Origin of the sequence: Acidithrix ferrooxidans (assembly GCF_000949295.1) — a bacterium.
Lineage (GTDB): Bacteria > Actinomycetota > Acidimicrobiia > Acidimicrobiales > Acidimicrobiaceae > Acidithrix > Acidithrix ferrooxidans.
The window spans coordinates 1-14,900 of the sequence record NZ_JXYS01000018.1; the positions used below are offsets into that span (position 1 = coordinate 1).

General features: G+C 48.1%; 14 protein-coding genes and 1 pseudogene. 12 read left to right on the forward strand and 3 right to left on the reverse strand.

What is annotated here, in order from left to right:
- Positions 1–223 (reverse strand): hypothetical protein (locus AXFE_RS20670; RefSeq protein WP_235347551.1); only part of this gene is annotated, 223 nt, incomplete at its 3' end.
- Here AXFE_RS20670 and tnpA point away from each other — a divergent pair.
- A pseudogene (tnpA, locus tag AXFE_RS20675) lies at positions 224–661 on the forward strand (IS200/IS605 family transposase).
- A 192-nt stretch (positions 662–853) separates the two neighbouring features.
- Here the strand turns inward: tnpA and AXFE_RS03295 are convergent.
- Positions 854–1,981 (reverse strand): glycosyltransferase, encoded by a 1,128-nt coding sequence (locus AXFE_RS03295; protein WP_160291714.1) that lies wholly within the window; start codon positions 1,979–1,981, stop codon positions 854–856.
- 644 nt (positions 1,982–2,625) lie between these two features.
- Between AXFE_RS03295 and AXFE_RS03300 the strand changes: the two genes are divergently transcribed.
- The 7 genes from AXFE_RS03300 to AXFE_RS03330 all read left to right on the forward strand — a co-directional run bounded on the left by AXFE_RS03300 (position 2,626) and on the right by AXFE_RS03330 (position 10,574).
- Positions 2,626–3,768, forward strand: a complete 1,143-nt coding sequence (locus AXFE_RS03300; protein WP_082058450.1) for an ABC transporter ATP-binding protein — start codon at positions 2,626–2,628, stop codon at positions 3,766–3,768.
- A gap of 69 nt (positions 3,769–3,837) precedes the next feature.
- A complete protein-coding gene (locus AXFE_RS03305) occupies positions 3,838–4,836 on the forward strand; it encodes a carbohydrate ABC transporter permease (RefSeq protein ID WP_052604466.1) in 999 nt (332 codons plus the stop codon).
- Positions 4,833–5,666, forward strand: coding sequence for a carbohydrate ABC transporter permease (locus tag AXFE_RS03310; RefSeq protein WP_052604467.1), 834 nt, complete (start codon positions 4,833–4,835; stop codon positions 5,664–5,666). Before AXFE_RS03305 ends, AXFE_RS03310 begins: the two co-directional genes overlap by 4 nt.
- Before the next feature lie 173 nt (positions 5,667–5,839).
- Positions 5,840–7,222: an extracellular solute-binding protein gene (locus AXFE_RS03315; protein ID WP_052604468.1), complete on the forward strand. Its 1,383-nt coding sequence runs from the start codon at positions 5,840–5,842 to the stop codon at positions 7,220–7,222.
- 20 nt (positions 7,223–7,242) lie between these two features.
- Positions 7,243–7,998 (forward strand): response regulator transcription factor, encoded by a 756-nt coding sequence (locus AXFE_RS03320; RefSeq protein ID WP_160291715.1) that lies wholly within the window; start codon positions 7,243–7,245, stop codon positions 7,996–7,998.
- A complete protein-coding gene (locus AXFE_RS03325; RefSeq protein WP_052604470.1) occupies positions 7,979–9,370 on the forward strand; it encodes a HAMP domain-containing sensor histidine kinase in 1,392 nt (463 codons plus the stop codon). Before AXFE_RS03320 ends, AXFE_RS03325 begins: the two co-directional genes overlap by 20 nt.
- A 901-nt stretch (positions 9,371–10,271) precedes the next feature.
- The gene (locus AXFE_RS03330) at positions 10,272–10,574 is read left to right on the forward strand and encodes a hypothetical protein (protein ID WP_052604471.1); all 303 of its coding nucleotides are present in this window, start codon (positions 10,272–10,274) and stop codon (positions 10,572–10,574) included.
- A 235-nt stretch (positions 10,575–10,809) separates the two neighbouring features.
- Here AXFE_RS03330 and AXFE_RS03335 read toward each other — a convergent pair whose 3' ends face one another.
- Positions 10,810–12,585 (reverse strand): class I adenylate-forming enzyme family protein, encoded by a 1,776-nt coding sequence (locus AXFE_RS03335; RefSeq protein ID WP_052604472.1) that lies wholly within the window; start codon positions 12,583–12,585, stop codon positions 10,810–10,812.
- A gap of 196 nt (positions 12,586–12,781) precedes the next feature.
- Between AXFE_RS03335 and AXFE_RS03340 the strand changes: the two genes are divergently transcribed.
- From AXFE_RS03340 to AXFE_RS03355, 4 genes are all read left to right on the forward strand, one after another.
- Positions 12,782–13,015: a hypothetical protein gene (locus AXFE_RS03340; RefSeq protein WP_160291716.1), complete on the forward strand. Its 234-nt coding sequence runs from the start codon at positions 12,782–12,784 to the stop codon at positions 13,013–13,015.
- 103 nt (positions 13,016–13,118) lie between these two features.
- Positions 13,119–13,439, forward strand: a complete 321-nt coding sequence (locus AXFE_RS03345; RefSeq protein ID WP_052604224.1) for a transposase — start codon at positions 13,119–13,121, stop codon at positions 13,437–13,439.
- The gene (locus tag AXFE_RS03350; protein WP_052604474.1) at positions 13,439–14,308 is read left to right on the forward strand and encodes an IS3 family transposase; all 870 of its coding nucleotides are present in this window, start codon (positions 13,439–13,441) and stop codon (positions 14,306–14,308) included. The genes AXFE_RS03345 and AXFE_RS03350 overlap by 1 nt, the downstream gene beginning before the upstream one ends.
- A gap of 354 nt (positions 14,309–14,662) precedes the next feature.
- A complete protein-coding gene (locus tag AXFE_RS03355) occupies positions 14,663–14,848 on the forward strand; it encodes a hypothetical protein (RefSeq protein WP_052604475.1) in 186 nt (61 codons plus the stop codon).
- Positions 14,849–14,900: the final 52 nt, after the last annotated feature.

A 14,900-nucleotide genomic window follows, 5' to 3' on the forward strand; every position in this document is an offset into this window, starting at 1 on the left:
GGGCGTGTAATGGACGGTCTTGGCGAGGTATCGAGTTGAGAAACCCTTGAATGTCGTACTTATTAGGAGAGCGCTTGGCTTTCCATTCGCCATGGACCCAATTGACCGCTTGGTTCCATAACAATGCTGCCCTATGGCACGAGTCATGGGCTAGACGATAAGAGGCCCCTGTCAGAGTGACGGACACGATAGCTGTTGTATACTCTGCGCTTTTACTAGCCATTTGATAACTAATATAGCATTATCTACTAAGGACTATATTTCACTACATGACGATGATTGGCGCAATGGAAGGCATGTGGTATATCAATTACATGCACACATCGTCTTGGTACCTAAATATCGACGTAATGTCATGACCGAGAGAGTTAGTGACGAGATCAGATCTGCGATTCTTGAGGTGTGTACTCGTTTCGATTCCACCCTTGATGCTTTTGAGACAGACGGCGATCATGCCCACCTACTGATCACCAACGCAGCTACTGATCACCTACCCACCTACTGATCACCTACCCACCTACTGATCACCAACGCAGCTAAAGTTGCCCTGTCGAGACTGGTGATGTCCATGAAGACACTTATCGCCATGAGAGTAAGGGCAAAGAACTGGCCGGAAGTCCGAGAGGCTTTGTGGGGGGAGCACTTTTGGTCGCCCTCCTAGTCGATAGTGTCTTGTGGTGGAGCCCCATTAGAGGAAGTGAAGAAGTACATAGAAAACCAGAAACTCCCAAGAGGTAAATCAGGTAGACCGAGAAAGAATTAGGTCGCTTGACCCCTCCCTCACGGAAACCGATTGCGCTCCCGTTGGTTCAGACTTCTCCGTTAGGTCGGGCACAACTTCTAAATCGGTAGCCTATCTTTGAAGCGACCTCCCCTTCCATGAAACCTCGCCCCCAAAGATCACCTTGAAACCCGAGCGCACCAATACCCAGAGAAAGACGAAAAGAGCAATCGGATAAAGGAAAAAGAGCACCGATGAATACCTACCTATTTCACGACTTGCAATCCAAACCGTTACGGCCCCAAAGAGGTATCCCCCGATTGCGATAAAAAAGCCCTGGCGACCAGAGGAGAAAAACAATTGTGGAATCGGATAGAGCCACATCGTAATAACAACAAAAGTTGCTAAAAATGATAGTCCGGCGACACTCCTTGCTCCTTTGGCGAAGTTCTTTGTGAACCCCGCCACCATAGAGCTAAAACCATCTGGATACATCCTAAACCAAGCCACTTTTCTAGAGGATGTAACCCCGATGGCCAAACCAGCCTCTTGATAAAGTTGCGCTAGGGCTACATCTTCAACTATTTGGTCATGGACCTCGGCATGTCCACCACTTTTGCTATAGCTCTCTCGAGTGGTAATAAGTACTGGACCAAAGATCGCCTTGGGCCGCTTTGATTTGAAAAATGAGATCGCCCCGGAGGATAAAAGGGCGACCAAATTGAAAAAGAGAGCAAAGGATTCACCCAAGGTGAAACAGAAATGAAACGGTTGGACCGAATAAAGGTCGACCTTCGCCTCAACAACATCGCTAATTAACCTAAGGACTCCGCTTTGAATCCTAACATCGGCATCTAAAAATACCATTATCGGATTGCTCGTCGCCTCAGAGCCGAGGTGGCAAGCGAAGTTTTTACCGATCCAACTCGGTGGAAGTTCTGTCGATGAAATTACCTTCGCCCCCTTTGCGCTTGCGATAGTCGCCGTACCATCCGACGAATCATCATCGACCACCAAGACCTCAAAGGATGAAAAATGTCTTGCAAGATCAGCGCTGCGAATCGCATCAAGACAGTCGCCAATACTTTTTTCTTCATTACGAGCAGGAATGATTATAGAGATACCCAACTCACCTAGGGCAAAAAGTGATCCGGAATCCAAATCATCACTCTGGCCCTTTCCAGCGAATAGAGACCTACCCCCTAAGAAAAAAAGCGCCAATAGGCCCAGAGGGTAAATTAGAGACAGGTGAAAGGCCACCATCAAAACCTTAGCTACTATTCAGTTCAAGTAGCCATCCGCAATTGAAAAGCACGGTTGAGAACACAATTGAAGAGATCCATCTAAAACTTCTACCGAAACCACGTCGAATGGCGAACCGCCAAAATGGAGACTTTAACCTCAAGGAGACAAGGCTTCGAAAGCAAAATACTTCCTGAGCAGATTGTAAGGAAGACGTGGCTCGAAAATTTAGATCGAGAGCTCAAATTTAAAAAATTCAGAACTATCATATCTACACCTTCAAGGTGATCACATAAAACCTTAGGGAAATCTAAGAATCTAGCCCAGTAGGGTTGCAACCAAGGCCAAAGAAAGCTCATCCAAGCCATAGATGTGAAAGCTACAAATCACCTACCGAATTCACCGACCCAAGGGATCGATCCTTTGATGGGCCAAAATCTTTCGAATGGCCCCCATCAAGGTCTTACTTACCATATGAAGCTAAAATGCCAAAGGTTAACAATTTAGCAAAGGACTAATTCACGAAATATTCAGCCCTGGGTACCTTTGGATATAACCCCAATTAATTCACACCAAATAGAAAATAGGTACAGAAGAGGAATCGGCAATTATGTCGTCTACCTAGAGAAGTAGTTTTACAGAAATCGAAAGGTGATCATACCTTGACATCCATAATGCTGGAATCACTGACTAAATCCTACGGAAAGGCCGGAACGGCTGTCGTAGATGGGATCAACCTTGAAATTGAAAACGGTGAATTCGTCGTCCTCCTAGGGCCATCTGGCTGTGGCAAAACCACAACTCTCCGAATGATCGCAGGTCTCGAGAAGATAACCTCAGGGAGCATCAAATTTGGCGACAAAGTGATGAATGATATCCCTGGTGATCGACGCAACGTTGGCATGGTCTTTCAGAACTACGCCCTCTATCCACATATGTCGGTCTTTGAGAACCTTGCATTTGGCCTAAGATCTCGAGGAACCACAAAGGTCGAGGCTGCAATTCGCGTGGATGAAGTTCTTGAGATGCTCGAACTAAGCGCGATGAAACGACGCAAGCCCAGGGAGCTATCGGGTGGTCAACGCCAACGGGTCGCTCTTGGTAGGGCCCTGGTGGGTAGACCTTCGGTCTTTTTGATGGACGAACCTCTCTCTAATTTAGATGCAAATCTCAGAGAGCAGATGCGAATCGAGATAGGCAAACTCCATCACTCACTTGGCATCACAACAATATATGTAACCCATGATCAAGGCGAAGCCCTGACCCTGGCTGACCGCATCGTCGTCATGCACAATGGAACCATAAAGCAAGTTGCAAAACCAAGAGAGATCTACAACTCCCCGGCCGACTCGTTCGTGGCAAAATTTATTGGCTCCCCAGGAATGAACTTGACTGAGGTTGAACTGCGTACCGATGGCGATCGCATTAGGGGCGGAGAGGCTATATCGCTTCCCAGAGAGGCAGCCCGAGTAGTAGGCTCACACCTAAATAAAAAGGTCCTACTCGGGATACGACCAGAGCTACTCTCTCTAGTCGGCGACGAAAACGACGCAAAAATCGTAGGCGAAATCCAATTGGTAGAACAAATGGGAAGCCAACTGCAAACCTATTTCAAAATAGAGGGTCCCAGCAGTAGCCAAAACTTTATTGCTAAGCTTCCCCCAGATTCCACCCCACGAATCGGTGAAAAGATAGCCCTCTTCGCGCGCCCTAGCGACCTACGCTTCTTCGACGCCCTTAGTGGAAACGCTTTAGATCGATTGCTTGATATAGATGAAGTCAAGGCAGAGTCACTAGTTGGATAGAACAATGACCACAAAAAGTGCAAATCCAATCGAGATGAAATCAATTCCAGAAAGCGTGTCTAAATCGAAATGGCTCTAAAGATCTCCAACAGACCAACTACCCTTCCAGGGGTAGACCTAAAGCTAGAAGCTACTAAACCTCGTAGATTCGAACGTCAGCGAGATATGGCACTGATGGTTAAGGAGAAGCTCGTTGGCTATGGCTTGATCCTTCCTGCTGGTGCAGTCTTTCTGGTCTTTTTCTATATACCTGCAGCCTATCTGTTGGTCATAAGCTTCTTCCACTGGGGCATACTTTCACCTACGGCAAATTTCGTCGGCCTCAAAAACTTTAGAATCCTATTTCACCAGCCGTTATTTTGGCGATCTCTTGTCAATTCTGCCTATTACACACTGGTAATGATTCCTGCCACGACCCTATTGTCACTAGCGGTCGCAATGTTGCTTAGAGATGGTATGCAATCCAAGCGAGGTGGCATCTGGCGAGCTGCCGTCTTTCTGCCTCACGTTACCCCTGTAGTAGCCACTTCGATCATATGGGTTTGGGTCTTTAATCCACACTTTGGCCTGGCAAACTACGTACTAAGCCTACTTCATCTTCCGGCACTCGGATGGCTCGAAAGTACCACTTGGGCACTACCAGCCGTCATGATAGATTCCCTGTGGCACTCTCTTGGACTATACGTAATCATCTTTCTGGCTGGGCTATCTAGGGTTCCCCGTGAACTTATAGAGGTCGCAACTCTAGACGGAGCGAAGAAATATAGGATCTTTCGGCGAGTCATATGGCCACTGATCTCACCTACTACCTTCTTTGTGGTCATTCTTTCAACTGTAAATACTTGGCAAGCATTCTCCCAGATCTACACGATGACCGGCGGTGCACACGGAGGAGCTGGTGGTCCAGCATTCTCAACTACGACTGATGCAGTATTGATCTTTCAAACGGCCTTTACCTATCTCCACTTCAGTCTGGCGGCGGCGATGAGCTTCATCTTGTTCTTCATAATCCTCACACTTACAATGGTCCAGAAGTGGATCTCAGATCGAATCGTCTTCTACCGATGAAAGCTACCGCTATGACCCCTGGACGCATTGTCAATCGAATCTTCGTGGTTCTTGTAAGTTGTATATTTGCATTTCCACTTTATTGGATGGTGGTAACAGCATTCAATACCCATGGGGGAGTATTTTCGATACCACCTCGGCTAACGCCAGCGATGCACACCGGCGCATTTAGCTACGTCGTCACCCATACGAATTGGCTTCACTACATTGCCAATACCGTCTTAATCGCCGGATCGACCGTCCTGTTAGTCCTGATCACCTCGGCAATGGCTGGTTACGCACTCTCTGAAATCAAATTTCGAGGATCATCGGTCTTTTTCATAATGATCGTAGGCGTAATGATGCTCCCAACCCAAGCCCTTTTGATTCCACAATATTCAATAGCGCTCCATCTACACCTCCTCAACACCTACATAATTCAGATCATACCATTTGCGGCATCCACCTTTGGAGTCTTTCTGTTTAGGCAATTTTTCAAGAGCCTTCCCAGGGAGTATTGGGAAGCAGCCCGATTGGAAGGCGTTGGACATCTAAGGTACATTATCAAGGTGGCAGTGCCCTTGGCCAAACCAGCGGTACTAACCGTGGCCCTTCTAACCTTCATCTCCTCATGGAACCAATTTCAATGGCCCCTAATTATGACCACTTCACATTCTGTTCAACCTATCGAAGTGGCATTGAGCCATTACATGCAAACGTTCGAGGCAAACTGGAGAAAATTGACCTCAGCGGCGATCTTGGCACTTACGCCGATCGTAATCCTCTTCTTCCTTCTGCAACGCCACATCGTGGCGGGGGTTGCTGGAAGAGATAGCGGGGTCAATATCTGACCCCTATTCGAATACACCTCTAGCTCCGACCATACCCCTTGTGTAATCAAGAGATCCAAGGAGCTGGCGGCAGTGCGAATTTACCACCCAAAAAAAGATGGCCATCGACTCCGAACGTCGACGACCATCTACAAAACAACTACTAAGACATAGTCGAAAGGTTAATTCTAACAATGCAAGCTTCGCAAAGAGCCAAAAAATCTAAAGTTGATCCAAATTCCATCCAATCTTCCATGGCTACCTGGAATTTCGCGAAGTCCAAGACAAGGAGGAATCTACTCGGCTCTGCAGCTGCGGCAGCAATAATCCTTAGCGCATGTGGAAACTCAAGCGCATCCGCGTCAACAGCTACTACCAAGGCCGCAACCACGGCAGCACCCGTTTCATTTTCTCTCTGGGAATCACATAATGGCGGCCCAGTTGGCGCTGCAGTCACGGCTCTCGTCGACAAGTTCAATGCGAGCCATCCAAATATCACGGTCAAGGTAGTTGTGACGAAGGCGTCATCAAAACTTCCAGCTGCAATTGCCGCTGGAAATCCGCCAACGCTAGCTGAAATTAGCCACTACGATGGGACACTCGTAAAGGGAGGTGCCTTAGTTTCATGGAACTCCTACCTAAAGGGATCCAGTGAGCTAACCCAATCCAATGTCTTCCCATCGGTTTGGACTAATGGTTTAGTCCAAGGACAGCACTATCGAATCTTGGCTAGCGCGAAGGTCTCAGAGGTCTTCTACAATGAAACTCTCTTCCAAGCCGCCGGCATCACGACAGCGCCAACCACGTGGGCTCAACTTGCAACCGACGCTGCCAAACTAAAGAGTTCAACTGTTATTCCAATCGGTTGGAAGGACTCCTCGGCCCATATACTTCCAGCGATTCTAAGCAACGGTGGAAGTATGCTCGCCGGCGGAAACGCCGTTGGAACGTCGGTAAATTTCAATAACGCCGCCACAACCTCAACATTTACTTACTTCAAAAATCTATACTCCTCAGGGGATCTAGTCCTTGACCATGGTACAACGCTGCGACAAGATCTGGCATCGGGCCATATGGCAATGATCGATGGCACATCAGCTGGTGAGCAAAAGCTGCTAGATGCGGTCGGTGGAAAGTTCAAGGTAGGAGCATTCGTTGAACCCGCTGGCTCAACTGGTCATGCGGCCAATCTGGTCCAAGGGCTCGGCTTTGTACTCCCAAAGGGACACAGTCCAGCACAAGACCAAGCAGCATGGACCTTTGTATCGTGGTGGCTTCAACCAGCACAGCAAGTATATTGGGATGAAAATACTGGCTTTGCTCCCGAAACCCAAACCGGCGCTAGTGCCCTTCCGGCCTCGTTTCTCTCGACCCACTCTGGACTAGCTGCATCGGTTAAAGCGATGCAGTCGCCATATACCTATGGACGCCCAGTAAGCGACCGTTACGCACAGGTCCAGGCAGAACTTGACTCAGCGTTTCAACAAGCTGTAACTGGTGGTATGACTATAAGTACTGCGATTTCTCAACTTCAAAGTCAAGGCAACTCCTATATGAGTGGAGCAAGCGCAATTTAGCCATGGAGTCTTTGGATCATATGCAAAAGGCAGTTAGTTCACCAAAGGGCGACGAGTGGATTGGTAGAGTCCTCCTGGTTGAGGACGACCTTGAACTCGCCAGTGCGCTTGCGCGTCGAATGGAACAGGAATACTATCGCGTCACGATCTCAAATAGTGGCGAGTTAGCGATACAAGAACTAAGCAAAAATTACTTTGACATCTTGATCCTAGACATACTCCTACCAGGAATGTCAGGGCTGGAGGTCTGCAAGATTGCAGTTCAGGGCTGGCCCGAACTAGCGATCTTGATGATCACCTCCCTCGGCGGCGTCGAAGACGTAGTCAACGGGTTAGAACTCGGCGCCGATGATTATCTGGTAAAGCCATTTGGTTTCGCGGAACTCAAAGCAAGATTGCATGCGATCCTTCGAAGGGGCGATCGCGCTAACGAAAACAAATCGTTGGCGCGATCGTCTGGCGGAAACGAAGTCGACAAATTCGGCGACCTTGCTCTAAGTCCCATCGACCGAAGCGTTACTTATCGCGATAATACCATAATCCTACGACCACGAGAGTTCGAGATACTAGACCTATTTCTAAGGCGGCCTGGGGTCGTCCTTACACGTAGATCCGTGGAGCTGATACTACAAAACAAGGGAACTACGCTCTCCAACGCCACACTGGACTGGCACATTCACCAGCTTCGAAGAAAACTTCAGGCCGAAACCGGTAGGCCGTTCATAAAAACGATCTACTGTGTTGGCTGGTGTCTAGATGAAAATTGGAACGACTGAATTGTCGATGAGAATGCGGATAGTCTTATCCGTGGCCGCGCTCACCTTATTTATCACTGTCGTAGCGAGCATTGGATTTGACGCATATGTCGGCTCCGCTACTAGAGCTACCCTGGAGCGCTCTCTGAGGGGGCGGATGGATCGCCTTCAGATTGCCACACAACGCCACTTAATCCAACTAAACACCAGCGGCAAAAAGATAATTCTGGTTCCGGATCAATCGGTATCTCAGGTATTGTCAAAGAATCTAAGGATCTTATATACAACCAAGGTAGCAGGCGCTAAAGCACTGTTGACCTGGAGCCAAATGAATGGACACCTTGGCAAACCGTACTACATTACCCTCCCCCACCAAGGTTCATCGAGCCCCTATATTCTTCTAATTGAGAAGATCCCATCGACTCACGGTGAGCTAGCTATCGTTGGGAGCTCTACTGACAAAGTTGACGATTCGCTCAATATCGCTGAGGAACTCCTGGCTATCGGAGGCATCAGCGCAATAATATTTGCAAGCCTTGGTGCAGGATTACTCGCCTCGATCGTGCTAAAACCTGTAGAACGAATGCGAAAGCAGGCACAGGATCTCTCAAAGGGCCACTCGATGGATCGACTCAGCAACCCCGGAACCGGCGATGAGCTGGCTGCTTTGGCCGACACCCTAAATGAATTTTTAACTAAAATCCACGACTCCACCCAACTGCAGCGTCGATTTATCGCTTCCGCTAGCCACGAATTGCGAACGCCCTTAGCTGGGATGAAAGCGGAACTCGACTCCCGATGGTCTAGCTCGTTCGGGAGCGACCCGGCGATTTTGATGGATCGAATTGAAAAAAGAGTCGACAATCTCATCTATCTGACCGATGGCCTCCTCAAGGTGGCACAAGGCCAAAGCAAAACCATTCCCCTTAAATTGACCGATAGTGATTTGGAATCAGTCATCTCCGCAACTCTCACAAATCTCTCACCACAGGCAAGTGCCGCCCAGGTCCGACTCGTTCTAGATGTCACCCAAGATGTCCATGCCTACGTTGACCCAGTGAGAATCTGCGAAATATGGGAGAATCTGACGTTAAATGCGATTCGACATAGCAGACCTGGAGGTATCGTTGAGATAACTATCGATCAAAGTTCCACACAGGCCATAATTGCCATTCGTGATCATGGTGACGGCTTCGATCGGGAGATTCTCGACCACGTCTTCGAGCCTTTTGTCAGCACTAGTCCTGGCTCAAATAACTTTGGCCTAGGTTTAAGTTTGGTTAAACATCTGGTGGTGGCTCACGGAGGCGAAGTGGAGGCAAGAAACCACGATCAAGGCGGAGCCGTAGTAACTGTGCGACTTCCAAAAGCGAACCCCGTGGCGGGGTCGTAAAAATCCAAATCCAATCTCTGCTTGGACTTAGTTCAATACCGCTCAGTTGAACACCGGCACACAGATCTGAGGCGGATGCTCAAGTTTAGGCCAACTGTGGTGATAAAAGCGTTTGATCGCCCACTTCAGGACCTTGCGCTTGACTAATCGAGGGTTGGAACGCAATCGAAGCGGCGGGTTGAGACGCATTAAGAGGGTATCCATGGCAAAGACCAAGATAAGTTCTGCTTCGGTTGTTCCTACTGGGGAACCCGATACCCTCAACTTAAGGTTGAGACATTACACTCAGAGGTAGCATCACCAGTGTTAGGGATCCTCTTGGGATAGGTCGTTTAGTTGGGTCAGCGGGCCGGCTCGAATAACGAAGAGTCCGCTTGGCGTGGCGAGGATTTGACCCGCCATGACATTGCCTATTTTTGACCGAAGCGATAACTCTAAGTGTGGCGCCTATGCATTGGTCAATCGTTTGTGAGAGAAGGGGGGGGGGAAGCGGCCGGGTCTCCAACCGGGCCGCGCACTGCATCAAGACCAGTGATAAATGAGATTAGTAGCGGGTCTTACTTTGTCATCTCGCCAGCTGCGACGATTAGCTCACGGATCGCAGGTTAGGCGCACAATAGCGCCCAAAGTTCTTGTTGTGCTCCGTCTGGGGTCTTGGTGAGTATTCCAAAACTCTTTACCAATCATTCCAGTAACTCTTTACCAGTGCTTTTAACCTACCATAGGGGCCATTGTGAAATGACCGTTTTGGCGTATTCGACAGCAACGCATTTACTCAAAATGGTTGCTTAGAATTCAAGAGCTCCCCTTGAGCGTTTCTTTGGATCCAAAGAAATAAGCAGTCCCGTAATTGGATCTGAAAGTTGTGTTCTTAGCTCCATTGAATTCGAACTAAAGAGGTTTGATTCCAATACGTAGTATTGGAATCGGTTACCCTTCTTTTTATTATCTGTTTATCGGTAGTAGCGATGATGGGACGACTCATCATCGCAAGAGAGCGCATAAGACCAGTAGCAATACTGGCCATGCTCAAAGAGACGAGAACAACTCTCGGACAAGTGAGAATGAAGTTCGAGACGAGAACCTTGAAAAAGGTGAAATCGCAATGAGTGAGCTCACTACTTATCACTCAGTTTCAACGGTAGCCATCTTGGTGCTTTCAGCAATCCCTCGATTACCCGATCTCTTTTCGTTGTTTGATTAGGGGTTTCAACATTAAAATTTCAATTATCGTCTTTGATCCAAGCCTTTAATCTTCTTGGTTTATTAGCTCCTGTTGTCAAATTGTGGCCCCTTATGCAATTGACGTGATCTCTCGTCGTTAGAACTCCCGGGCCGAGAGCCCTAACTCCAAGTTGACCTTTAGCCGAACAGTTAATAGAAATGGAGAAAGGGGAGAACTGGGAGATAGTTGCATATCCCTCTTCCAAAGTGATGTTTTAGCCGAGTGAAGAAGGTTGATCTAGGATCGTTCGGCTAACTTCTTCCCGAAGTTGCCTCTTTAGGATCTTGCCAGTCGGGTTACGCGGGAGCAGCTGGTCGTAAAAGAAGATGTATTTGGGAACCTTAAAAGCGGCTAGATGTTGGGCTACGTAGGATCTTAAGTCCTGTTCGCTGATTGAGATCCCCGGATTGCAAGTTACGATGGCTGCGACCTCCTCCCCCATAACTAAGTCCGGTATTCCAATGATGGCTGCGTCGACCACTCCGGGAAAGTCATACAATACGGACTCAACTTCGATGGAATAGATGTTCTCGCCTCCTCTGATAACCATGTCCTTTGCTCGATCGACAATATAGACAAAGTCTTCTTCATCCACGTAGGCTAAGTCGCCGCTATAGAACCATCCATCCCTGAATGAGTCTTTTGTTGCTTGAGGTTTATTCCAATAGCCGTCAACGATATTGGGACCCTTGATAATGAGTTCACCTACTTGATTAGGGCCTAGCTGGTCGCCGCTATCGTTCACAACTGCTAACTCTACGACGGGCAATGGCAAACCAACAGAATCTGGTTTTTCTAAATAGTCATCGCCGGAGTTCATGGTTGCAACCGAGGAGGTTTCGGTCAGACCGTATCCATTCGAAGGACTACCCATGGGAAAGTTTTCTTTTATCTTTCGCACTAACTCAGGTGGGCAAGGCGATCCTCCATAGGTAATCAGTTTGACGCTTGAGGTATCTCTCATAGGAAAGTCGCGCGAATTTAGGACCTGCCAAACCATCGTCGGCACACCCCCAAATGCGGTGACTTTTTCTCGTTCGATCAATTCCAGTGCTCGCTCTGGGTTCCAGCGATACATCATGATTATCTTCGATCCAGCAAAGGTATTTGGTATCAATACACCGTGGCAGCCTGTGGCATGAAAGAGTGGAACCGATAAGAGGTATGCATTTTGTTGTTTGTCTCCATTTGAATCAAGGGCAGTCCTTTGGCTTGACGGATATGCCATTTGGTTTCGAGCCGATATGTAAAGAACGCTTATTAGGTTGGTGCAAATGTTGCGGTGAGTTCCAAGGGCTCCTTTCGGAGCGCCTGTGGTGCCAGATGTATAGAAGATCGTTACGGGGTCGTCGGGAAGGATTTCAACTTGAGGAAGGAGGTCGCAATAACCATCAATCACCTTGCCAAAGTCCAAGATTTTAAGGGAACTGTCTGAATCGCCAAGATCGGGAATCTCTAGATCGGCAAAGGTTGCCTCGTTGCACCTAACGACCAAAATAGTTATCTCTTGGAGTGTTTCAACAAGTCCTTTTATCGAGGGCACAATCCGGCTATAACGTTGGGCGTCGACAATTACCACTTTGGCCATTGAATCGGCGATGCCATATTCCAGCTCTTGCTGTGTCCACCAGGCGTTTAGCGGAACAGCGATGGCACCAATTGACGATATCGCCCAAAACGAAATGATCCATTCCGGGTAATTTCTCATAGAAATCACAACCCGATCGCCTTTTTTGACGCCGAGAGCTATCAGCCCGTGGGCGGTCTTAGCTACAAGAGCTAGATGTTCCTGGTAGGTTATTCGTTCGTCTTCATAGACCAGGTAGGTCGCGCTTGCGTGCTTTGTCGATCGTTCCAAAATATCTCTGAGAGAATTTGGGGTTTGACTCCAAGTCCGATAGGTCGTCCCTCGAATGTGCGTATCGGTAATTTCAAATCTTTGCCCTGGCTCCGTCAATATCTGGCGAATTTCGTCAAGTTTAGCTTTCATATTAAAACCATAGCTAGATTAGCGTTTTCAGGCGACCCAAAATGATTTAATCGAATCAGATAGCTGGAGAAGGCTTTCCTAAACGCTACAACCAACGAAAAGAAAGGTAAACGTTCGGTGAACCCGTACCACCCCTGACGAAAACAGGGACTGAACACGAAGCGCTAGATAGTGTTAACTGGTAGTCATGGACAGTTTGAATACAACTGAGACAGCGTACTTGCGGGCAGAGATAGAACGTCTGGCTGATGACAACGCGCACTTGGCCCACGATAATGCCCGTCTTCAAGCGGAGAACGCCGAGCTTCGAGCACGGGTTAGTGAACTCGAAGGCCAGATTGGTGCACTCTCGGAGAAGGTGGTAACGCTTACCAAGCTCGTCTTTGTAAACTGCGACGTTTTTTTACCCACCATCAGCGATAAAAATTGACCCAGCCAATTGAGTTCAATAGTAGTTGTTGGTGTCTGAGGTTCCCCAGATTTAGTGGACACCTGTTAAGCCAACATAGATTGTTGGTAGAAAGGATGTCATCATGGGAGCAACAAGGCGTAAATTCACCCTTGAGTTCAAGACTGAAGCTGCTCATCGAGTTATAGATTCCGCCACGTTCATTCCAGAGGTAGCTAGTGAGCTATCTATTTCCCAAGAGGCTCTATATAGGTGGGTAAAAGATGAACGAATACGTCTAGAGGCAGCTTCTAGTGTCAATGAAGGACCACTGAGCGCTGATGAAAGAAGAGAACTCATAAAGCTTCGTCGTGAGATGGCAGAGCTCAAAAAAGATAATGAGTTCCTGGGAAAAGCAGCCGCGTACTTCGCAGCCAAGCAAGCAAACAAGAAAGATTTGCCCTGATGGAAGCGGAGTGCGCTAACTTTGAGATAGCACGAATGGCGCGACTACTTGAAGTGTCTCGATCTGGCTACTATGCCTGGCTACATCGGTTAGAGAACCCAGCCGATGCCAAGGTGGCTAGAAATGACCTTGAGGCAAAGATACTCTCCATTCACAGGGAATCTAATGGAACTTATGGCGCTCCAAGAATCACCGCTGAGCTTCACGATCGCGGGGAGGTAATCAGTAAAAACAGCGTTGCAACTCGGATGAGAGATCTTGGAATAGAGGGTATATCCCCCAGATCATTCAAAGTCAAAACCACTACCGCTGATCCAAAGGCTTGTTATCCCAGTGACCTCGTCGAACGTGACTTCGACAAGGGATATCTAAATGCCGTTCTTACCTCGGATATCACTTATTTGCGAGTTGGAGAGGGATTTGCCTACCTTTGTGCTATTCGTGATGAGCACTCCGGCAGGGTGCTTGGATATTCTGTCGATCGCCACATGAGGACAAGCCTTGTCATTGAAGCACTCCAGCAGGCAATCTCCCTCAGGGGAGACGATATCCAAGGCGCAATTTTCCATACCGATCGCGGGAGCCAATTCACCGATCGTCGCGTCGTGGAACTCCGTGAACAGAATGGCATTATCCGGTCAATGGGTAAAACTGGATCTTGCTACGACCATGCAACAGCTGAATCGTTCTGGTCGATCTTCAAACACGAGTACTTTTACCGGCACGTATTTGAAGGTATGTCCGAATTGAGGGCTGGGATTAGGAGTTACATGGACTTTTATAACCATAAAAGGCGGTACTCGAAGATCGGTAACGTCTCACCAGTTGGTTATGAACTAACATTATTGGAGTCCGCCAAGGCGGCGTAGTCAATGTGTCCATTATTTATGGGCAACCTCAAATCTGGCTGGAGGCAATATCGTCCACCCGGTCTGGTCGCGTCCTTTTTTATCTGAGCCGTCTTTTCTAAGGAACTTTTCAAGACGGAGTTGGTGATTGGTGAGTGAGCTTCGTCATCTAAGTGAAACACGAGCCACTCCCCAAGAACGGAGCGATCATAGGGATTGATTGGGTAGTAAATGAGATTGCTACCATAACAGATGACACCTACGACTTTCCTCATCCTGAAAGACCAAAAACCTCCCAGATCCCTCTTTCTCGCTATCAACGCAAGATGGCTCGACGTAAACCCAGAGTGGACGATCAACTTCTAAGGGCTACCGATGCGCCAAGAAAAATATGCCGCCAAGGCTTATCGCAGCGTCGCACAAAAACGACAAGTTGAATCATGTAACTACGCCAAGTTATTTGTGATGAACCACGACCAGGCCGCCATGGAAGAGTTAGAACCAAAATCTCTCACTAAGACAACCATGGCTAAGAAGAAAGATGATGCTGTCATAGCGTAGCCAAGAGCAGACTGGTGTTTATATGAATTAGAAGCACGCTTCAGGCCCACAA

Coding starts and splice junctions, on each gene's coding strand:
- AXFE_RS03305 (WP_052604466.1), top strand. CDS start 3,838: ATGGCTCTAAAGATCTCCAACAGACCAACTACCCTTCCAGGGGTAGAC.
- AXFE_RS03310 (WP_052604467.1), top strand. CDS start 4,833: ATGAAAGCTACCGCTATGACCCCTGGACGCATTGTCAATCGAATCTTC.
- AXFE_RS03315 (WP_052604468.1), top strand. CDS start 5,840: ATGCAAGCTTCGCAAAGAGCCAAAAAATCTAAAGTTGATCCAAATTCC.
- AXFE_RS03320 (WP_160291715.1), top strand. CDS start 7,243: ATGCAAAAGGCAGTTAGTTCACCAAAGGGCGACGAGTGGATTGGTAGA.
- AXFE_RS03325 (WP_052604470.1), top strand. CDS start 7,979: ATGAAAATTGGAACGACTGAATTGTCGATGAGAATGCGGATAGTCTTA.
- AXFE_RS03335 (WP_052604472.1), bottom strand. CDS start 12,585: ATGAAAGCTAAACTTGACGAAATTCGCCAGATATTGACGGAGCCAGGG.
- AXFE_RS03345 (WP_052604224.1), top strand. CDS start 13,119: ATGGGAGCAACAAGGCGTAAATTCACCCTTGAGTTCAAGACTGAAGCT.
- AXFE_RS03350 (WP_052604474.1), top strand. CDS start 13,439: ATGGAAGCGGAGTGCGCTAACTTTGAGATAGCACGAATGGCGCGACTA.
- AXFE_RS03355 (WP_052604475.1), top strand. CDS start 14,663: ATGCGCCAAGAAAAATATGCCGCCAAGGCTTATCGCAGCGTCGCACAA.